Raw genomic sequence first — 20,038 nt, forward strand, 5'->3', positions numbered from 1 at the left:
GGAAAGCGCGCAGCGCCTATCCGGGACCGCAGGACATGAAGGTCAGGAAAATATGCCGCCCGAAACCCGCAACGCCCCGCGCCCGTCAGTCAGCCAGGACCTGCTTCAGGAATGCGACCGTCTTGGGCCAGACGTCGGCGCGGGCCGCGCTTACGCCTTCGGCGGTTCCCCCCAAGGACACCAGACGGGCGGCCTGTTGCGGAGCCATGGCGCCAAGCGGCGGCCCGAACACCGCATGGCCCGCACCGACATAGTTCAGATGAGTGACGCCGTGTCGGAAGCCTCGCGCCTTCAGGCGCGCGACGATCCGTTCGGCCATGTCTGCGGACGGCCACAGGCCGTCGTCATCGCTCGACACCAGCAGGATCGGACCGGCGATCCGCTCTACCGCGATCTCGGCCTCCGGCGAGGCTGTCGGCAGACTGTCGGCATAGAGGCGGTAAACGCCTTGAAATCCATTCGACATATTATAGGGCACGTAGGGCAAGGAACGGCCCTCGGCGGTCCAGGACGCACCCGTCGGGCCGCCGGTCTGGTCGATGCCTTGCCACAGCACATGAGTCGGAACCGCCGCGACGACGGCCTTGATCCGGTTGTCCCGACTGGCGACCAGCAGCGCCAGTTCTGCGCCCTTCGACACGCCGACGACGGCGACGGGCTCGCCGGCGTTGGGGCCGGCTTTCAGCCAAGCGATCGCGCGACCCACCGGTTCGATCGGGACAAGGTCCAACTTGGGAGGCTGGCCCGGCTCCCCGAAATAGGACACGGCCAGGGCGTCCAGCCCGTCGGCCGCCAGCCTGCGCGCCACGGCGCGGGCGCCCCCAAGTCCCCCTTCGGACCCGCCCAGCACCACCACCGCGCCTCGCGCCGCCTTGGCCGGATCGGCGGGATAATATTCGGCGGCCAGGCCGTCGTCGCGGACGACTGTGGGAGCTGACGCCGAGATCGGAGCCGGGCTTTGAGCGTGAGCGGACACGGGCGGTCCCATCAGACACAGGACGGCGAAGGCGGCGGTGAAGCGGGACATCTCGCTCTCCATTAATTGAAGAGTACTTTTTAATTTAAAGTTCATTACATGTCTATGCACGGATAAGCGCGCCGCTGCGGTTTAATAATCCGACGAAGCCGTCCCGGCTCTAGGCCCTTCGGCTTCGACCGGGATGACGCTATGGTGCGTCGATGCGTCGTCCTCTGCCCACCGAAAGCGAAGCCCGCGAAATCCTGGCCCGACGCCGGACGCGCCCTCCGTTGCGCCCGCCTCCCCCGGCCGGCCGGTCGCTGGCTCCGCTGATCAAGAAGCTGGACGCCCAGTTCGGGCGCGGCGCCGGCGCGCTGGAGCCGCGCTGGCGCGAGATCGTCGGCGAGCGCCTGGCCCGCGTCACCCGCCCCCAGAAACTGACCAAGGGCCGCGGCGGCGCCGGGGGGACGCTGGAGCTGCGTGTGGCCGGCCCCGCCGCCCTGCTGGTCCAGCATCAGTCCGAGGACATCCTCCAGCGGGTGAACCTGTTCCTCGGCGCCGGATCGGTCGAGAAGCTGCGCATCGCCCAGGGGCCGGTGAAGCCCCTGCCCGAAGGCGGCGCCAAGCCGCGGCCGCGCGGCCAGGCGGTCCTGCCGCCCCTGCCTGCCTCGGTCGAAGCCGACCTGGCCGCCGCCGTCGAGGACGCCCCCGACGGGCTCAAGGCCGCCCTGCGCAAACTGGGTCGCGCCGTGCTGTCGCAGCCCCCCGAAAATGAGCGCCGTTGACAAACCTTCGCCGCACCTGTTCTCGACAAATAAGCGGATCGCGCGCGTCTTAGGGAATCGCGCCATCCTTCAGAGTCACACTCTCGCCCAAGGACGACCCATGGCTACGTTCCGTTACGCTTCGATGAGCCGCCGCGCGGCCCTGACCGCCGCCGCTCTGGCCGCCATGGCCACCGTCGCCGGCTGCACCGCCAAGACCGGCGGCGCCGCCCAGGGCGACATGGCGATTGGCGCGGGCGAAGACGCCAAGGTCACGGTCGTCGAATATGCCTCGGTCACCTGCGGCCACTGCGCCGCCTGGAACGAGGAAGTGTGGCCGGAATTCAAGACCAAGTATGTGGACACCAAGAAGGTCCGCTACGTCTTCCGCGAATTCCCGACCCCGCCGCAGGACATCGCCGTCGCCGGCTTCCTGATCGCGCGCTGCGCCGGACCGGACAAGTATTTCGACGTCGTCCACGACATCATGGCCAGCCAGAAGGAATGGATGGCGGGCGTCGCCCCGCGCAGCACCCTGTTCCGTGCCGCCGCCGCAGCGGGTCTGAGCCAACAGCAGACCGAGGACTGCATCCGCGACAAGGCCGCCATCGAAGAGATGAGCAAGCGCATCAAGGCGGGCATCGACGCCGGCGTGACCGGCACGCCGACCTTCCTGGTCAACGGCACCAAGGTGCTCGACAGCAGCCTGTCGAGCCTGTCGGAAGCCATCGACGCGGAACTGGCCAAGAAATAATCTCAAACGGGCGGGGGCGTGGCGATGTTGAGGAAACTGGCAGGGGCCGCGGCCCTGACTGTCGCGCTGGCGCTGGCCGCTTGCGGCGGCAAGAATGCGGCCCCCGCCGAAGGCGACATGGCTCTGGGCGCGCCCGAGGGCGCCACGGTGACGGTGGTCGAATACGCCTCCGTCACCTGCGGCGTCTGCGCCGCCTGGAACGAGGAAGTCTGGCCTGAGTTCAAGGCCAAGTACGTGGACACCAACAAGGTCCGCTACGTCTTCCGCGAATTCCCCACCCCGCCCCAGGACGTGGCGGTGGCCGGATTCCTGCTGGCGCGCTGCGCGGGCGAGGACAAGTACTTCCATGTGATCGACCAGATGATGCGGTCCCTGCCCGAACTGCATTCCGGGACCCCGGCGCGCGACATCCTGCTGCGCACTGCACGTGAGGCTGGCCTAAGCGAAACCCAGTTTCAGACCTGCGTGGCCGACCCGGCAAGCGTCGCCGCGATGGAAAACGCATCAAGATGGCTCAGGACGCTGGTGTGACCGGCACCCCCACCTTCATGATCAACGGCGAAACTGTCCGCGACCCTTCGCTGGACAGCCTGTCGCAACGCATCGATTCCCTTCTGGTGACGAAATGAACATGAAGACCCTGTGGTGCGCCCTGCCTCTGGCGGCGGCGCTGATGACCGCCGCGCCCGCCCTGGCCGCCGATCCGGCCCCGACGCCCGTGCCGCCGGTGACCGCCGCCGACCGGGTGCTGGGCCGCGCCGACGCCCCGGTGACGGTGATCGAATACGCCTCCTTCACCTGCAGCCATTGCGCCGCCTGGACCAATGAGGTTCTGCCGGACTTCAAGGCCCGCTATATCGACACGGGCAAGGTCAAGCTGGTCTTCCGCGACCTGCCGACCCAGCCGGCCCAGGTGGCGGCCACCGCCGCCGCCATCGGCCGCTGCGCCGCGCCGGACAAGTTCTTCGACGTGGCCCATCACTTCATGGCCGGTCAGGCCGCCGCCTTCGCCAGCGGCGACGCCCGCGACTGGTACATGGGCGCCATCGCCGTCAGCGGCCGCACCCAGGCTCAGATCGAGGCCTGCCTGGCCGACCCGGCGACGGGCCAGACGCTGCAGCGCGACGTGGAAGCCGCTGTCGCGGCGGGCGTGGACGGCACCCCGACCTTCTTCGTCAACGGCAAGCGCGCCATCGACCATTCGATCGAAACCCTGTCGGCGGCCATCGACCCGCTGATCAAGGGACGCTAATCGACCGCCCATGCAATTCCAGCGACTGAAGCTCGTCGGCTTCAAATCCTTCGTCGACGCGGCGGAAGTTCAGATCGAGTCCGGCCTGACCGGCGTGGTCGGGCCGAACGGCTGCGGCAAGTCCAACGTGCTGGAAAGCCTGCGCTGGGTCATGGGCGCCAACTCGGCCAAGGCCATGCGCGGCCAGGGCATGGACGACGTCATCTTCGCCGGCGCCGCGGGCCGACCGCCGCGCAGCCACGCCGAAGTCGTCCTGACCATCGACAACGCCCAGAAGCGCGCGCCCCAGCCCTTTACCGACAGTCCGGTGCTCGAGGTTTCGCGCCGCATCGACCGGGGCCAGGGCTCGACCTATCGCATCAACGGCAAGGAGGTCCGCGCCCGCGACGTCCAACTGCTGTTCGCCGACGCCTCGACCGGGGCCAACTCACCCGCCCTGGTGCGTCAGGGCCAGATCTCCGAACTGATCGCCGCCAAGCCGCAGAACCGGCGGCGGATTCTGGAAGAGGCCGGCGGCGTGGCCGGTCTGCACACCCGCCGCCACGAGGCCGAACTGCGGCTCAAGGCCGCCGAGACCAACCTCGACCGGCTGGACGACATCGGCCGCGAGTTGGAGACGGCGCTGAACCGGCTGAAGCGCGAGGCGCGTCAGGCCGAGAAGTACAAGAAGATCTCGGCCGAGATCCGCGCCCTGCAGGCCGCCCTGCTGTTCGTGCGCTGGAACGACGCCAAGGCGGCGGCCGAGACGGCGGCGCAGGAGCTGCGCGACGCCGACCGCGCCGTGGCCGAGGCGACCGCCGCCGCGACCAAGGCCGAGGCCGACGCCCTGAAGGCGCAAGACGCGATGAAGCCCGCGCGCGAGGAAGACGCCGTGGCCGGCGCCCTGCTGCACCGCGCCACGCTGGAACGCGACCGCCTCGACATGGCCGAACAGGCCGCCCGCGCCGAGGTCGACCGGCTGAAGGCCGAGGCGGCGCGGATCGCCGCCGACGTCGAGCGCGAAGAACGCATGGCCGCCGACGCTCAGCGCGAACTGGACCGGCTGGACCACGAACTGACGAAACTGAAGGCCGAGATCGCCGCCGCCCCCGAGCGCGGGCCGGAGCTGGAAAAGGCGCTGCTGACCGCCGAGGACGCCCGCAAGGCCGCCGACGGCGAGGTCGAACGCCTGGCCGGAACCCTGGCCGCCGTCGAGGCCCGCGCCAACGCCGAAACCGCTCGCAAGCGCGACGCCGAGACCCGTCTGGCCCGCGTCGTCGGCCAGTTCGAACAGGCCAAGCGCGAGCGCGAGGCCCTCGGCCCGCTGGAAACGCCGGAACTGGCGACCGCTCGCACCGCCTTGGAGACAGCGCAGGCCGAACTGACCGCCGCCCGAGAAGCCGTCGAGGCCGCCGAGGCTGCGCGTGGCGATCTGGCCCGCGTCGAGGCCGAGGCCCGCACCAATGCTCGCGCCGCCGAGGACCGTCTGGGTCGGTTGCAGACCGAGGCGCGGGGCCTTGCCCAGCTGCTGGTCACCGGCAAGCGCGACCATCCGCCCGCGCTGGACAAGGTGTCAGCGGCCAAGGGCTATGAGGCCGCGTTGGCCGCTGCCCTCGGCGACGATCTGGACGCGGCGCTGGACGCCCGCGCCGCCGCCCACTGGGCGGGCGCCGACGCGCCCTCGTCCGTCTGGCCCGAGGGGGTGGCCCCGCTGGCCGCTCATGTGACCGCGCCCGGCGAACTGTCCGCCCGTCTGGCCCTGTGCGTCGTCGCCAGCCAGTCCGATGCGCCGCGCCTGGCCAAACAATTGCCTCCAGGCGCACGCCTGGTGACGGTGGAAGGCGACCTCTATCGCTGGGACGGCTTCGTCAGCCGCGCCGAGGCCCCGCGTCCGGCCGCCGTGCGACTGGCGCAGCGCACGCGGCTGGCCGAGCTGGAAGCCGAGATCGACACCGGCAAGCCCGCGCTGGAAGCGGCCCAGACGGCTCAGAAGGCCGCCACCGAGGCCTTCCGCGCGGCGGAAGAGACGGTGAAGACCGCTCGCCTCAAGCCCTTCGCCGCCGACAAGGCCGTGACCGCCGGTCGCGACCGGGTCGAAAGCCTGATGCGCGACCAGACCCGCCGCGAAGCCCGCGCCCAGGCGCTGGACGAAACCGTCGCCCGCCTGGACGGCGAAGTGGCCGAGGCCAAGGCCGCGCTGGAGGCCGCTCAGAGCGTCGATGCCCCGTCCGAGACGATCGCCGGGCTGCGCGACGAACTGGCCGCCGCCCGCCTCAATGCCGACGCGGCCCGGCAAGCGGCCCAGACCGCCCGCTCGACCCGCGACGAGGAAGCTAGAGACCGCGCCGGGCGCGAACAGCGTCTGGGCAGCCTGAGCCGCGCCCAGGAGGGCTGGGCCGGACGGTCCAAGGAAAGCGCCGCCCGCGTCGCCGCCCTGGGCAAGGACGCCGACAAGACCGCCGCCCAGTTGAAGCAGGCCGAGATCGCGCCGCAAGGTTTCGCCGAACAGCGCGGCACATTGATGGACGCCCTGATCGCCGCCGAGACGCGCAAGAGCGCCTCAGCTGAGGCCCTCAGCCTGGCCGAAACCACGGCGGGCGAAAGCGACCGCGCCAGCCGCGCCGCTGAGGCCGCCGCCGGAGCCGCGCGCGAGGCCCGCGCCGGTCTGGCCGTCCGCGCCGAGGCCGCTTCTGAACGTCTCGTCGAGGCTGAAGCCACCCTGCGCGAGACGGCGCAGATGTCGCCGGACGAACTGGGCCAGAAGCTGCTCGACGACGCCATCGCCCGCCCGCCGGACACGGCCGGCGCCGAAAGCCTGCTGTCCGGGCTGGAGCGCGAGCGCGAGGCCCTGGGCGCCGTCAACCTGCGCGCCGAGGAAGAGGCCGCCGAATACGGCGAGCGTCTGGGCGCCATGAAGTCGGAACGCATCGACCTGACCCAGGCGATCGCCAAGCTGCGCGACGGCATCGACGAACTGAACGCCGAGGGCCGCGAACGGCTGGTGGCGGCCTTCGACGTCATCAACGCCAACTTCAAGGCCCTGTTCGAGGCCCTGTTCGGCGGCGGTCAGGCGGAACTGAAGCTGGTCGAGAGCGACGATCCGCTGGAAGCCGGTCTGGAAATCTACGCCTGCCCGCCCGGCAAGCGGCTGTCGGTGATGAGCCTGATGAGCGGCGGCGAACAGGCCCTGACGGCGGCGGCGCTGATCTTCGGCGTCTTCCTGGCCAATCCGGCGCCCGTCTGCGTGCTGGACGAGGTGGACGCGCCGCTGGACGACGCCAACGTCGACCGCTTCTGCCGGATGCTGCACGAAATGCGCTCGCGCACCGACACCCGCTTCATCGTCATCACCCACAACCCGGTGACCATGAGCCGGATGGACCGCCTCTACGGCGTCACCATGCCCGAGCGCGGCATGAGTCAGCTGGTCAGCGTCAACCTGAACCAGGCCGAACAGATCGTGGCGGCTTAGTCGGAAGCGTCTGTTCGATGCGGGCGCAAAAAACAGAGTCCAATTCGTCTGAATAGTCTGAAATCAGCGCGGCGGTCTCCGTGTCAGCGCGCCACGAACCCGACGCCTTGACCAGTATGGGGGCATAGGGAGACGCGTCAGGTCGATCCCGTCGGTTTCAGACGAAGTCGTGGGAATTCAGGGCCTCAGCCAGCGTCATTGCGACGGCTGAGCGAGGCGCCCAGAATTCAGCGCTTCTTGCGCTGCATCGCCGCGCGCACGTCGCCCAGGGCCGGGCCGATCAGGAACCAGGGCTCGACGCAGTAGCGGGCGAACAGGCGTTTTGGGTCGGCAAACAGGCGGAACAGCCATTCAACGCCCAGCCGTCCCATCCAGCGGGGCGCCGCCTTCTGAACCCCGGCCTCATAATCGAAGGCCGCGCCGACCGGCAGGATGACGGCCTGAGGGAGGGCCTCGATGTTGTCGGCGATCCACAGCTCCTGACGCGGCATGCCCATGCCGACGAACAGGATGTCCGGCTGGAACTCGACGATGGCGGCCAAAACGGCGGTATTGCCCAGCGATCCCGGCGCAGCGTCGAAATAGCCGGACAGGCCGCTGATCACCGCCCCCGGATAGCGCCCGCCCAGACGTTCCGCCGCCGTGGTCGCCACCCCTTCGGCGCCGCCGACATAGAGGACGCGCCAGCTCTTGCGGTTGGCCAGGCTCCAGAACTGGTCGCGCCAGTCCAGATAGGTGCAGCGGTGGAAGGGTCGGCTGTGCAGCCCCAGCAGCCGGGTGAAGTGGATCAGGGGCGCGGAATCCAGCTCCACCACCTCGGCCATGTCGTACAGCCGGCGCATCCCCGGCGTGCGGGGCAAGAGATACAGGCTGTGCAGATTGTGGTTGGCGATGATGCTGCGCTGGCCCGCCTCAATGCAGGACTCGACGTGCAGCAGCACCTCCTCGGGCCGCATCAGGTCGACAGTTTCGCCCAGGATGCGGACGCGCTCTTCCGGTCGGCGCGTCTGGCGGAACGGGCGACGTTCGCGCCGACGCCGGTCGGGCGAGGCGGTGGCGAGATCGACTCCGAGCGGCTCCTGATACATGGCTTGTCTGTACACGCGCCGCCTCAACGGGCGGTTGGCGGACGCGGTTAACGAAACACGGGATGCCCGGATGAAGCGAGCCCTTACGGCGGCGACAATCGCCGCCTCGACCCTGCTGGCGACAGCGGCGGTCGGTCAGGACCACGCCCTGGTCCTGACCGGCGTGGGCCGGTTCGTGATCTTCGCCGACGCGGCCTCGATCACGCCGGACGGCGCCCCCGGGAACTCAAGCGTGCGGATGCGCTCGCTGCAAATCAGCGAAGAAGACATGGTCATCGGCGGCGTCGCCTATTCCGGCGGCTGGTCCTGGTGGCGGTTCGACTGCGCGGCGCAGACGGCGGACCGGCTGGACTTCGCCTCGCTGAAGGTTGACGGGACGGAGGGGCCCATCACGCCGGAAAACGCCCCGCCCTACGCCATTGCGCCCGGCGGGGACGCGGCGGAACTGGCGGCCGTGGCCTGTGGGACGGAGGCTGGTCCGACCGATGCAGTCAGCACGGGCGACGCAGTGCGGATCGGGCGCGAACGGATGAAGGACTGAGTTTCTCCCTCCCCGCACCCCACCGCCGTCATCCTCGGGCTTGACCCGAGGGTCGAGCGTAGGCGCGTGCTCGACCTTGCCGACGTTGCGTAGGCGGACAACCCGATCCTCGGGTCAAGCCCGAGGATGACGGCGTGAAAGAAGATAGCTCAGCCACCCTCCCCGTTTCGGGGAGGGAGAATTCCGCGGTCATTCCGATCCAGGTCCACCCGGTCCCTCGGCAGGGCTTGCGGACATTCATCTCGCATGAAGGCCAGCATCTTCTCGCGCACCTCGCAGCGCAAGTCGAAGGCCAGCGAGGCGTTCCTGGCGCTGGTCAGGCAGCGGACCTGGGCGACCCGTTCGGTGATGTCCGTCACCTGCAGGGCCACCACGTCGCCGTCCCAGTGGGGCGAGGCGTGGGCGATGGCCTCCAGCTTGACCCGCAGCCGGTCTATGGGCGCCTCGTAGTCGACATAGAGGAAAGCGACGCCGATCAGGCTGGAATTGTCGCGGGTCCAGTTCTGGAACGGCTTCTGGATGAAATAGGTTAGCGGCAGGATCATCCGCCGCCAGTCCCACAGCTTGACCACGACGTAGGTCGAGGTGATCTCCTCGACCCGGCCCCACTCCCCTTCGACGATGACGGCGTCGTCCAGGCGGATCGGCTGGGCCGTGGCGATCTGGATGCCAGCCAGCAGATTGGTCAGGAAGGGTTGCAGCGCCAGACCGGCGACGATGCCCACCACGCCCGCCGAGGCCAGCAACGACAGACCCCACTGCTTCACCCCTGGAATGGTCAGAAGCGCCAGACCCAGGGTGATCAGACCGATCAGAATGGCCGCGACCCGCTGCAGGATGCGCGTCTGGGTGACGTGCTTGCGGGCCAGGAGGTTGTCCTCCGTGTCCATGTTGAACTTCTTCAGATGGACGATGGCCCCCATGTCCACCGCGCCCGCCAGCATCCAGCCGCACACCAGGATGAAGCCGAACAGCAGGGTGCGCCGGATGAACAGCGACGGCTCGGGGTCCAGGGGCGAGACCGTCACCGCCAGGGCCAGGGCGATGATCATCACGGCGATCCGGACCTTGAGCCGGGCTCGACCCAGCATCCCCTTCCAGAAGACGTCGCGGTTGCGCACGGCCAGCTTCAGCAGGGCGAAGACCACCTGGTTCGCGGCCCAGCCGATGAAGACGAAGACGACGGTGATAATCGAGATCACGGCCCATTCGGGCAGCCAGTGGAACTGATTCCACAGGGCGAAAACGGAGTGGGTCAGGTCGATGACGAACTGGGGCATGGATGCAGCCTAGCTGGGGCGTAAGGCTACGTCATCCCGGACAAAGCCCTCCCCCTCGAGGGGGGAGGGTTGGGTGGGGGTGGAGGCGAGCCATTTCCTAAGTTTTGGCGCGAGAGACGCTGCGACAGAGTCTCACGCGTCCCTCCGGTGAGCATTGAGCCCTCACCCCCATCCCCGGCCCTTCCCCCCTCGAGGGGGAAGGGGGAAATTCAGGCCGCCGCCTCGACCAGATCGGCCAGACGAGCGGCGGCGTCGGGAATGGCGACGGAGCGCGCGGCGGCGGACATGGCGGCCAGCTTCGCCGGGTCCGACAAGATGTCTGTCAGGGCTGCGGTCAGACCGGCGACCGTCAGATCGTCCTCGGCGATGACGCGGGCAGCGCCCGCTTCGGACAGGGCGCGAGCGTTCAGGGTCTGGTGGTCGTCCATGGCGATCTTGAGCGGGATCAGCACGGACGGCAGGGCCGCGACCGCCAGCTCCGAACAGGTCGAGGCCCCGGCGCGGCCGATGACCAGATGCGCCTTCGACAGGCGGTCGGCCATGTCGCGGAAGAAGGGGGCGACCTCGGCCTGAATGCCGGCGTCGAGATAGATCTGACGGGCGCTCTCCAGCGTCTCGGGGCGCGACTGCTGCTGCACCTTCAGCCGATCGCGGATCGCCTCGGGCAGGGCCGCCAGGGCGCGGGGCGCGGTCTCGGACAGGATGCGGGCGCCTTGGCTGCCGCCGGTCACCAGGACGTGGATCGGGCCGCCGTCGGCGGGGGCCGCATAGGCGCGGTCGAACAGGGCGCGGATGTCGGGACGCACCGGGTTGCCGACGACCTGGGCGCGGGCCTTCACCGGCTCGGGCGCGCGGCCGAGCGTCGGAAAGGCCGAGGCCACGCCGCCCACGCGGGGGGCCAGCATCCGGTTGGTGCGGCCCAGGACCGCGTTCTGTTCGTGGATCAGGGTCGGGCGCTTTTGCAGAATGGCCGCGACCAGGGCCGGGGCGGACGGATAGCCGCCGAAGCCCACCACCACGTCGGCGTCCAGCCGGTTGAACGCCGACTTGGCCTGCCCCACCCCGCGCAGGATGGCCAGACCCGCCTTCAACAGGCCGACGGGGCCGGAGCCGGTGGCCGCGTCCAGCGCCAGACGCTCCTCGGCCGGAAAGGCGTGGGCGTACTGCTCGCCCCGGCGGTCGGTCGCCAGCACCACGCGCCAGCCGCGCGACGCCAGTTCGCGGGCCAGAGCCTCGGCGGGGAACATGTGGCCCCCAGTGCCTCCGGCGGCGACGACGCAGACCTTGTTCATGGCAGGCACTCTCTTACGGCAGCAGGCGACGGCGCGGCGGCGAAATGTTGGAGCCTGGCTCATAGGCCCCAGGACGGCGTCGGGTCAGGGCCAGGGCGAACCCCATGGTCAGCCCCATGGCCATCATGGACGAGCCGCCATAGCTGATGAAGGGCAGCGTCATGCCCTTGGTCGGGATCAGATTCAGGTTCACCGCGACATTGATGCAGGCCTGCAGCCCGATCAGCATGAACAGGCCCGCTGCGGCCGTCTGCTCGAACGGGTCGTTCAGCTTCATCGCCCGGCGCATGCCGCGAATGACGATGAAGGCGTAGAGGCCGATCAGGATCAGGCTGAGAACCAGGCCGAACTCCTCGGCGCCGACCGAATAGATGAAGTCGGTGTGCAGGTCGGGGACCGAACGTTTCATCACCCCCTCGCCGATGCCACGCCCGACCAGACCGCCGGCACGGATGGCTTCGGACGCCTTGTCGATCTGGTGGGTGTCCGTCGTCTCGGGCGACATGAAGCGGCTGAGGCGGTCGCGCATGTGGCTGAACATGAAATACAGCGACACCACCCCGCCCGCGCCCATGGCGGCGATGACGGCGACCCATTTCAGCGGCACCCCGGCCATGAAGAAGACGGCCATGAAGGTGGTGGTGATCAGTAGGGTCTGGCCGATGTCGGGCTGGATCAGCAGCAGACCGACGGTCAGGGCCCAAAGGCCAAAGGCGATGCTGACGCCGGGAACCCCCTGCCCCTTCTGGGCCTCGGCGAACATCCAGGCGGCGAAGATGATCAGGCCCGGTTTGGCGAACTCGGACGGCTGCAGGCTGAACGGCCCCAGGTTCACCCAGCGCGCGGCGCCCTTCACCGTGTCGCCGATGAAGGGCAGCGCCGCCATGACCACAATGGCCCCGAACAGGGCCAGCACCGCGATGCGCCGCACCCCGCGCGGCGACAGCAGCGACGTGGTCAGCATCAAGGTCGTGCCCATCGAGGCCCAGACGATCATCCGCCAGGAATAGTGGAAGGGATCGGTGATCGACTCGTCGGCCAGAATGGCGGCGGGGCTGGAGGCGAAGCTGAGCGACACGCCCAGGGCCACCAGCGTCAGGGCCGCGCCCAGCAGGCCGCGATCCACGGTCCAGAACCAGCGCGCGATCAGGCTCTGATCATTGCGCGAAAACGGGTGGCTGTAGCTCTGGCTCATGCGGCGGGCTCAGGCTGGGCGCCGAGCGCCAGCACGGCGGCGCGGAAGGCTTCGCCCCGCACCTCGAAATCGGGAAACTGATCGAAGCTGGCGCAGGCGGGGGACAGGAGGACGACCTGGTCGCCGCCGGCCTTGGCGGCGTCGGCGGCGGCCAATTCGACCGCGCGTTCCATGGTGTGGGCGACGACGTGCGGCGTGTCAGACAGGGTGACAGAAAAGGCGTCGGCGGCCTCGCCGATCAGATAGGCCTTGGCGACGTGGGGGAAGAGGTCGCGCAGACTGTCGATGCCGCCCTCCTTGGCCTTGCCGCCCGCGATCCAGAAGACGGAGGGATAGGAGGCCAGGGCCTGACGCGCGGCGTCGGCGTTGGTGCCCTTGGAGTCGTTGATGAAGCGCACCGAACCCAAACGGCCCACGGCCTCCATCCGGTGCGCCAGACCGGGGAAGGTGAGCAGGCCTTGGACCGCCGCGTCATGCGACCCGCCGAGCGCGCGGGCGGCGGCATAGGCGAAGGCGGCGTTCTGGGCGTTGTGACGGCCGGGCAGAGAGCGGGCGGCGGAGAGGTCGGCGACGGGCTGGCCTTTGCAGGAGAGAGAACCGGGCGCGGCCACATACCCTTCTCCCCTTGCGGGAGAAGGTGGGCCCGAAGGGGCCGGATGAGGGGTTGCGCCGACAGAAGATTCAAGCACGCTTTCGGATCGGGAGAGAGACCCCTCATCCGTCAGGCTTCGCCTGCCACCTTCTCCCGCAAGGGGAGAAGGACCGGTTGCGACGGTTTCGACCCGCCGCCCCTGCGCCCGCAGGTCCGCTGCAATCCCCCGCCCCCAGGCCTCGTCCACGCCAACCAGCGCCAGCGCCTCGTCGCCCTGCGCCTGGAAGATGCGGCGCTTGGCGGCGACATAGCCTTCCATGCCGCCGTGACGATCCAGATGGTCAGGGCTGATGTTGGTCAGGATGGCCACGTCGGGCGCGAAACTGGTGGTCAGGTCTAGCTGATAGGACGAGACCTCGATGACATAGACGGCCTCTGGCGTCGGCTGCGGCAGCGCCAAAACCCCGATGCCGATATTGCCGCCGATATGCACGGTCAGGCCCGCGGACTTCAGCACCCAGCCGATCAGGGCCGTCGTGGTCGACTTGCCGTTGGTGCCGGTGATGGCGACGACGCGGGGGCGCGCCTCACTCGGCAAGGCGGCTAGGGCGCGAGCGAACAGTTCGATGTCGCCGATGACCGGCACGCCCGCCGCATGGGCGCGCTCGACGGTCCAGTGCGGCCTGGGGTGGGTCAGGGGCGCGCCGGGCGACAGGACCAGGGCGGCGAAGCTGGACCAGTCGGCGCGGGTCAGGTCCTCGACCACGAAGCCCTCGGCCTCGGCCTGCATCCGGCCCGAGACGCCGTCGTCCCACAGGACAGGGACGGCGCCGCCAGCCTGAAGCGCGCGTGCGGCGGTGATCCCGGAACGGCCCAGGCCGAAGACCGCAACACGACGCCCCTCGAAACCGGGAACCGGGATCACCCCTGACCTCCGTCATCCTCGGGCTTGTCCCGAGAATCCAGAGACACCGACGTCAGCCGTCCTGTCTCAACGTCGAACGTCGAGGGTCTGGATCCTCGCCACAGGGGCGAGGATGACGCAGAGGAGAAGGCCGTCATCGCAGCTTCAGCGTGGCCAGACCGAGCAGCGCCAGCATGGCGGCGACGATCCAGAAGCGGATGACCACGGTCGATTCCGGCCAGCCCATCTTCTCGAAATGGTGGTGGATCGGCGCCATCAGGAAGATGCGCTTTCCGGTCAGCTTGAAGTAGCCGACCTGGATCATGACCGAGGCCGCCTCGACCACGAACAGGCCGCCGACGATGCCCAGCACCAGCTCGTGCTTGGTGGCCACGGCGATCGAGCCGAGCGCGCCGCCCAGAGCCAGCGAACCGGTGTCGCCCATGAAGATCTTGGCCGGGGGGGCGTTGTACCAGAGGAAGCCCATGCCCCCGCCGATCATGGCGGCACAGAAGACGGCCAACTCGCCCGAACCGGGCACGTGGTGGACCTGCAGATACTCGGCAAAGACGAAGTTGCCGACCAGATAGCTGATGATGCCGAAGGCGCCCGCCGCCATCATCACCGGCACGATGGCCAGGCCGTCCAGACCGTCGGTCAGGTTCACGGCGTTGGAGAAGCCGACGATCGTGAAGGCGGCGAAGATCACATAGAACCAGCCGATGTTCAGCAGGACCGCCTTCAGGAAGGGGAAGGCGATCGAGGTCTCGAGCCCCGGCGAGGTCGGCGAATGGGTCATCCACAGTACGGTTAGGACGCCCGCAATGACGGAAATGACCGTCTGGGCCGCCAGCTTCTGTTTCGAAGTCAGGCCGGCCGAGGTCTGCTTGGACACCTTGGCGTAGTCGTCAACGAAGCCCAACACCCCGAAGGCGGCGGTCACGGCCGAGACGATCCAGATATAGGGGTTGGTCAGATCGCCCCACAGGAAGACCGCCACGCCGATGCCCGCCAGGATCATCAGCCCGCCCATGGTGGGGGTGCCGACCTTGGACAGGTGAGAGATCGGGCCGTCGTCGCGGATCGGCTGGCCCTTGCCCTGCCGCGCGCGCATCCAGTTGATGAAGCGGCTGCCCATGGCCACCGCGACGATCATGGCCGTGGCCATGGCCAGGGCGACGCGCACCGTCTGATACTGGATCAGGTGCAGCAGCGGATATTCCTGCGCGACGTCGGCGTAGTAGAGGTAGAGCAGGTAGAACATTCTTGAGTGACCCTATCGCGTCGCGCGCGGCGCGACGCTGCTTGAGGGGTTATTGCCTTCGCCGTCAATCGCCAGGTTCGCAAGCGCGGCCGCGACCAACGACGCCTTCGACCCGTTCGAGCCCTTGACCATGACGATGTCGCCGGGCGCGACCAGCTTGCCGGCTTCGGCGGCCAGTTCGGCGGCGGTGGCGCGCCACAGGCCGCGCCGCGAGGGCGGCAGGGCGTCATGCAGGCGGCGCATCTCCATGCCCGCCGCGTGGACCAGGTCCAAGCCGGCGGCGGCGATGGGCTGGATCAGGCCTTCGTGCAGGCCGCGGCTGTGTTCGCCCAGTTCGAGCATGTCGGTCAGGACGACGATGCGGCGACCGCCCTCGGGCACCGGCCTGGCCCCCAGGCTGAGGAAGCCCGCCTTCATCGACAGCGGATTGGCGTTGTAACTCTCGTCGATCAGGGTGAAGGCGCCGCCGGGGATGGCGACGGTCTTCATCTGGCCGCGTCCCGCCAGCGGCTGGAACCCGGCCAGGGCCTGCAAGGCCGTGTCCAGCGACACGTCCAGCGCCCGCAGCATCAGGATGACGCACAGGCTGTTCAGCCCCCAATGCACGCCCGACTGGGCCAGACGGTATTCGAGGCGATGACCATCGATCTCGGCGGTGACGCGCGCGCCCTCGGCGTCGGCCTTGAAGCCCAGCAGGCGGGCGTCGGCGCCCGCGCCCGAGCCAAACGTCTGCACCACGGCCCCGGCATCGACCGCCGCCTGACGCACCAGATCGGAATAGGCGTTGTCGGCGTTGACCACGGCGACGCCGCCGGGGACCAGCCCCTCGAAGATGGCAGCCTTCTCGCGCGCCACGCCCGCCTCGCCGTCGGCGAAGGCCTCGATATGGACCGGGCCGACCGTGGTGACGCAGGCGGCGTGGGGACGGACGAGCTTCGACAGCGGCCCGATCTCGCCGGGCGCGTTCATGCCGATCTCGAACACGGCGCGCTGGGTGCCATGCGGCATCCGCGCCAGGGTCAGCGGCACGCCGATATGGTTGTTGTAGCTCTTGATCGAGGCGTGCGCGGAACCGGCAAGGTCGAGGCCCGCCTTGATCGCCTGGGTCACGCTGGTCTTGCCGACGCTGCCGGTGACGGCGCCGCGCAGGCGCGCGCGCTCGCGGGCGGCGACGCCCAGGGCTTCCAGCCCCTTCAGGGTGTCGGGCACCAGAACGTAAGGCCCGCCCTCGACCGGCCGGTCGACCAGGGCGACGGCGGCCCCGGCGGCGAAGGCGGCGGCGGCGAACTCATGCCCGTCGCGCGCGCCGTGCAGGGCCAGGAACAGGTCCCCGGGCGCGATCTCGCGGCTGTTGTAGGTCAGGCCCGAGACGTCTGCATCGGGTCCGTGAAGCTGGCCCCCGGTCGCCGAGGCGATGGCTTCGGCGGTCCAGAGCGGCGTTTGGGTGTCAGGCATGATCGCGCAGGGCTTCGGTCGCTTCGGTGGCGTCGTCGAAGGGATGGATCACCCCGGCGACGATCTGTCCCTGTTCATGCCCTTTTCCGGCGATCACCACCACATCTCCTTCGCGCATCAGCGATACAGCGTGATGAATGGCCTCGCGGCGGTCGCCGATCTCCAGCGCGTCGGGGCAGCCGACGCGGACCTGGGCGCGGATGGCGGCGGGGTCTTCCGAGCGCGGATTGTCGTCGGTGACGATGGCCACGTCGGCCAGACGACCGGCGATCTCGCCCATCATCGGACGCTTGGCGCGGTCGCGGTCGCCGCCGGCGCCGAAGACGACGATCAGACGGCCCGTCGCGTGGGGCCGCAGGGCTTTCAGCACCGTCTCCAGACCATCGGGCGTGTGGGCGTAGTCGACATAGACCTCGCCGCCGCGCGAGCCTTCGCCCGGAATGCGCTGCAGGCGGCCTTGCGCGCCCTGGATGAACTCCATCGCCGGTATGACGCGATCAGGGTCTTCGCCGCCGGCGATGCACAAGCCCGCCGCCACCAGGGCGTTCGAGGCCTGGAAGGCGCCGGCCAGCGGCAGCAGGATGTCGTAGATGCGGCCGCGCGCGTCGATGGTCAGGCGCTGGCCTTCCGGCGTCGCCCGGCGCGCGATCAGGGACAGGTCGCGCCCGCGCTCGCCCACGCCCATGACGCCGAGCCCGGCCATGATCGAGGCCGAGGCGAAGGCCGAATAGGCGTCGGAATCGGCGTTCAGGACGGCGGTGCGGCCGCGCGGCAGCAGGGCCTCGAACAGGCGCAATTTGGCGGCGCGGTATTCGGCCATGGTGCCGTGATAGTCGAGGTGGTCCTGGGTCAGGTTGGTGAAGCCGGCGGCGCGGATGGCCACCCCGTCCAGACGGCGCTGGTCGATGCCGTGCGACGAGGCTTCCAGCGCCAGGTGGGTCACCTCCTTGGCGGCCAGTTCGGCCAGCAGGCGCGCGGCCTCGGCGGCGTCGGGGCTGGTCAGGCCGGGGCCGGTCAGGGCGTAGGTCCTGTCGCCCTTCTGACCGACCACGCCCAACGTGCCCATGCTGGCCGACTTGAGGCCCAGGCCGGCCCAGATCTGGCGGCAGAAGTTGGCGACCGAGGTCTTGCCGTTGGTGCCGGTGACGGCGACGCAGGTCTTGGGCTGGGCGCCGTAGAAGCTGCGCGCGGCCAGGGCATAGGCCCGGTGCACGTCGCCCGAGGCGACCAGCAGGGGCGCCGCGCCGGCGGGGGTGTCGGTCGGCGCCAGGATGGCGGCGGCGCCCTTGGCCAGGGCTTGCGGAATAAAGGCGCGGCCGTCGGCGGCCGACCCCGGCAGGGCCACGAACAGGGCCCCCGGCACGACCTTGCGGCTGTCGGCGGTGATGGCGGTGATCTCGGGGTCCGAGCTCAGGTCGCGGCGCAGGAGTTCGGACAGGCGCAGGGAGGATTGGGGCACGCTCATCGGCCGTCGCCCTCGACGTCCTGGAACTCGGGGATCTTTTCGCCGAGCGCGGTGGACCAGCGGTCGGCCTTGCGCTCGACGCCCAGGAAGGGGGCGATGCGGTCGGCGATGCGGCCGACAGCGGGCGCGGCGACATAGCCGCCGGTGCGCGGATAGGAGGAGGGCTCGTCCACCAGAACGAAGATCGTATAGCGCTTGGCCGTCACCGGGCCGTCGGCGGGGAAGACGGCGGCGAAGGAGCCGACGGCGTGGGTCGGGTCATAGCGGCCGTTGACCAGTTTGTTGGCCGAGCCGGTCTTGCCGCCGACCCGCAGGCCCGCCGCTTCGGCGAACCGGCCCGAACCGCGCGTCACATTGCGGCGCATCAGGTCCAGCATGGTGGCCGAGGTCTCGGGCGAGACGACCCGACGCGCCTGGGCGTTGGGCAGGCCGCCCTTGCGCAGGGTCAGGGGGATGTAGCGCCCGCCGTTGGCCAGGGCGCCATAGGCGGCCACATACTGGATCGGCGTGACCATGATGCCGTAACCGAAGGACAGCGAGGCCAGGGTCGAGTCGTCCCACTTGCGGACGTGCGAGGGTCGGGCCGATTCCTTCAGCTCGATCGGCGCGGCGTCCAGCAGACCCAGTCGCTGGAAGTAGTCGCGCATCACGTCGCCGCCCATTTCGACGGCCAGACGCGAGGTGCCGATGTTGGACGAGTGCAGATAGACTTCTTCCAGCGTCAGCACCTTGTTGGTGGCGTGGAAGTCCTTGATGCGGCGCTTGCCGATCTGCAGCGCCTGCGAGGCGTCGAATAGGGTGTTCATGTCGGCCCGCCCGGTGTCGATGCCGGCGGCGACGGTGAAGCTCTTGAACACCGAGCCCATTTCATAGTGGGCCGAGGTGACGCGGTTCAGCAACGCCTCCTCGGGCGCGGCGTTGCGGCGGTTAGCGTCGTAGGTCGGCCAGCTGGCCATGGCCAGGACCTCGCCGGTCTGGACGTCGGTGACGACGGCGACGGCGCCCTTGGCCCCGGCGGCCTCGGCGGCGGCGGCCAGCTCGTTCTCAACCACGCCCTGCACCCGCAGGTCGATCGACAGCTGGAAGTCCTCGCCGGCGGCGCCCGCCGCGCGGATTTCCTTGTCGAAGGCCAGTTCCGAACCGGACACGCCCTCGCCGCCCGTATCGGAGCGGCCGATCAGGTGAACCGCGGAACTCCCCAGCGGATAGACGCGGCGGTCCTCGGGCTCGAACGAAACGCCGCCCAGCGCCAGGGCGTGAACCGCGCGACGCTCGGACGGGGTCAGGCCGTTCAGCACGACCAGGCGACGCTCGCCGTCCAGCACGCGATCCAGACGCTTGGCCGAGACGCGCGGCAGGGCGCGGCGCAGCTCGACCTTGGCGGCGGCCGGGTCCCAGATTTCGCGCGGATCGATATAGAGGCCGTAGTGGGTGATGTTGGTGGCCAGCAGTTGGCCGTTGCGATCCACCAGATCGGCGCGTGTCAGGGCGTTCGGGTTGAAGCCCACGCCCGATCCGCCGCGCGGCGCGAACAGGGCGGCGTGCGCCGCGCCCAGCGCCAGACAGGCGAAGACCGCCGAGAACACCGCCAGGATCAGGAAGATGCGGACGCGGGTGTCTTCTTCCGGACGGCCGTCGGCGCGGGCGCGCTCGAACGAATGCTCCATCCACCAGACACAGGAGGCGACCCAGCGCCCCCAGGCGGCGAACAGACCGCCGACCGACGGCCCCTGGGCGCGCGGCTGCGGACGGCCCGGCGCGGGACGGCGATAGTCCATGCCGT

At 69.5% G+C, this 20,038-nt stretch carries 17 protein-coding genes; 7 read left to right on the forward strand and 10 right to left on the reverse strand.

From position 1 onward, the window contains the following. Positions 1 to 85 precede the first annotated feature (85 nt). The gene (locus AC1DJ5_RS00255) at positions 86 to 1,027 is read right to left on the reverse strand and encodes an acyl-CoA thioester hydrolase/BAAT C-terminal domain-containing protein (RefSeq protein WP_477019278.1); all 942 of its coding nucleotides are present in this window, start codon (positions 1,025 to 1,027) and stop codon (positions 86 to 88) included. Positions 1,028 to 1,179: 152 nt separating this feature from the next. Between AC1DJ5_RS00255 and AC1DJ5_RS00260 the strand changes: the two genes are divergently transcribed. From AC1DJ5_RS00260 to smc, 6 genes are all read left to right on the forward strand, one after another. Further along, the gene (locus tag AC1DJ5_RS00260; RefSeq protein WP_441455711.1) at positions 1,180 to 1,743 is read left to right on the forward strand and encodes a DUF721 domain-containing protein; all 564 of its coding nucleotides are present in this window, start codon (positions 1,180 to 1,182) and stop codon (positions 1,741 to 1,743) included. A 100-nt stretch (positions 1,744 to 1,843) separates the two neighbouring features. Beyond that, a complete protein-coding gene (locus AC1DJ5_RS00265; RefSeq protein WP_441455712.1) occupies positions 1,844 to 2,476 on the forward strand; it encodes a DsbA family protein in 633 nt (210 codons plus the stop codon). 24 nt (positions 2,477 to 2,500) lie between these two features. Then, a complete protein-coding gene (locus AC1DJ5_RS00270; protein WP_477019279.1) occupies positions 2,501 to 3,007 on the forward strand; it encodes a thioredoxin domain-containing protein in 507 nt (168 codons plus the stop codon). After that, positions 3,004 to 3,105 carry a hypothetical protein gene (locus tag AC1DJ5_RS00275; RefSeq protein WP_477019280.1) on the forward strand — a complete coding sequence of 34 codons (102 nt, stop codon included), beginning with the start codon at positions 3,004 to 3,006 and terminating at the stop codon, positions 3,103 to 3,105. Before AC1DJ5_RS00270 ends, AC1DJ5_RS00275 begins: the two co-directional genes overlap by 4 nt. Then, positions 3,102 to 3,728 (forward strand): DsbA family protein, encoded by a 627-nt coding sequence (locus tag AC1DJ5_RS00280; RefSeq protein ID WP_477019281.1) that lies wholly within the window; start codon positions 3,102 to 3,104, stop codon positions 3,726 to 3,728. The genes AC1DJ5_RS00275 and AC1DJ5_RS00280 overlap by 4 nt, the downstream gene beginning before the upstream one ends. A gap of 10 nt (positions 3,729 to 3,738) precedes the next feature. After that, positions 3,739 to 7,179, forward strand: coding sequence for a chromosome segregation protein SMC (smc, locus tag AC1DJ5_RS00285; protein ID WP_477019282.1), 3,441 nt, complete (start codon positions 3,739 to 3,741; stop codon positions 7,177 to 7,179). A gap of 227 nt (positions 7,180 to 7,406) precedes the next feature. Here smc and AC1DJ5_RS00290 read toward each other — a convergent pair whose 3' ends face one another. After that, positions 7,407 to 8,282, reverse strand: coding sequence for a WecB/TagA/CpsF family glycosyltransferase (locus AC1DJ5_RS00290; RefSeq protein WP_477019283.1), 876 nt, complete (start codon positions 8,280 to 8,282; stop codon positions 7,407 to 7,409). Positions 8,283 to 8,337: 55 nt separating this feature from the next. Here AC1DJ5_RS00290 and AC1DJ5_RS00295 point away from each other — a divergent pair, with 55 nt between their 5' ends. Beyond that, complete coding sequence (locus AC1DJ5_RS00295) at positions 8,338 to 8,808, forward strand: hypothetical protein (RefSeq protein WP_477019284.1); 471 nt, start codon at positions 8,338 to 8,340, stop codon at positions 8,806 to 8,808. 149 nt (positions 8,809 to 8,957) lie between these two features. On the opposite strand, the gene AC1DJ5_RS00300 is transcribed toward AC1DJ5_RS00295, so the two are convergent. The 8 genes from AC1DJ5_RS00300 to AC1DJ5_RS00335 form a co-directional block, all read right to left on the reverse strand. Next, positions 8,958 to 10,088: a mechanosensitive ion channel family protein gene (locus AC1DJ5_RS00300; protein WP_477019285.1), complete on the reverse strand. Its 1,131-nt coding sequence runs from the start codon at positions 10,086 to 10,088 to the stop codon at positions 8,958 to 8,960. Between the two features lie 209 nt (positions 10,089 to 10,297). Beyond that, positions 10,298 to 11,380, reverse strand: coding sequence for an undecaprenyldiphospho-muramoylpentapeptide beta-N-acetylglucosaminyltransferase (murG, locus tag AC1DJ5_RS00305; RefSeq protein WP_477019286.1), 1,083 nt, complete (start codon positions 11,378 to 11,380; stop codon positions 10,298 to 10,300). A 13-nt stretch (positions 11,381 to 11,393) separates the two neighbouring features. Further along, a complete protein-coding gene (ftsW, locus tag AC1DJ5_RS00310) occupies positions 11,394 to 12,575 on the reverse strand; it encodes a putative lipid II flippase FtsW (RefSeq protein WP_477019287.1) in 1,182 nt (393 codons plus the stop codon). Further along, positions 12,572 to 14,092, reverse strand: coding sequence for a Mur ligase family protein (locus tag AC1DJ5_RS00315; RefSeq protein ID WP_477019288.1), 1,521 nt, complete (start codon positions 14,090 to 14,092; stop codon positions 12,572 to 12,574). Before AC1DJ5_RS00315 ends, ftsW begins: the two co-directional genes overlap by 4 nt. 133 nt (positions 14,093 to 14,225) lie before the next feature. Next, positions 14,226 to 15,335 (reverse strand): phospho-N-acetylmuramoyl-pentapeptide-transferase, encoded by a 1,110-nt coding sequence (mraY, locus tag AC1DJ5_RS00320; protein ID WP_477019289.1) that lies wholly within the window; start codon positions 15,333 to 15,335, stop codon positions 14,226 to 14,228. Between the two features lie 12 nt (positions 15,336 to 15,347). Further along, positions 15,348 to 16,790, reverse strand: a complete 1,443-nt coding sequence (locus AC1DJ5_RS00325; protein ID WP_477019290.1) for a UDP-N-acetylmuramoyl-tripeptide--D-alanyl-D-alanine ligase — start codon at positions 16,788 to 16,790, stop codon at positions 15,348 to 15,350. Then, positions 16,783 to 18,255: a UDP-N-acetylmuramoyl-L-alanyl-D-glutamate--2,6-diaminopimelate ligase gene (locus tag AC1DJ5_RS00330; RefSeq protein ID WP_477019291.1), complete on the reverse strand. Its 1,473-nt coding sequence runs from the start codon at positions 18,253 to 18,255 to the stop codon at positions 16,783 to 16,785. The genes AC1DJ5_RS00325 and AC1DJ5_RS00330 overlap by 8 nt, the downstream gene beginning before the upstream one ends. After that, positions 18,252 to 20,033 carry a peptidoglycan D,D-transpeptidase FtsI family protein gene (locus AC1DJ5_RS00335; RefSeq protein WP_441455863.1) on the reverse strand — a complete coding sequence of 594 codons (1,782 nt, stop codon included), beginning with the start codon at positions 20,031 to 20,033 and terminating at the stop codon, positions 18,252 to 18,254. Before AC1DJ5_RS00335 ends, AC1DJ5_RS00330 begins: the two co-directional genes overlap by 4 nt. Between the last annotated feature and the right edge of the window lie 5 nt (positions 20,034 to 20,038).

This window comes from Brevundimonas sp. 01N35, from assembly GCF_056399785.1.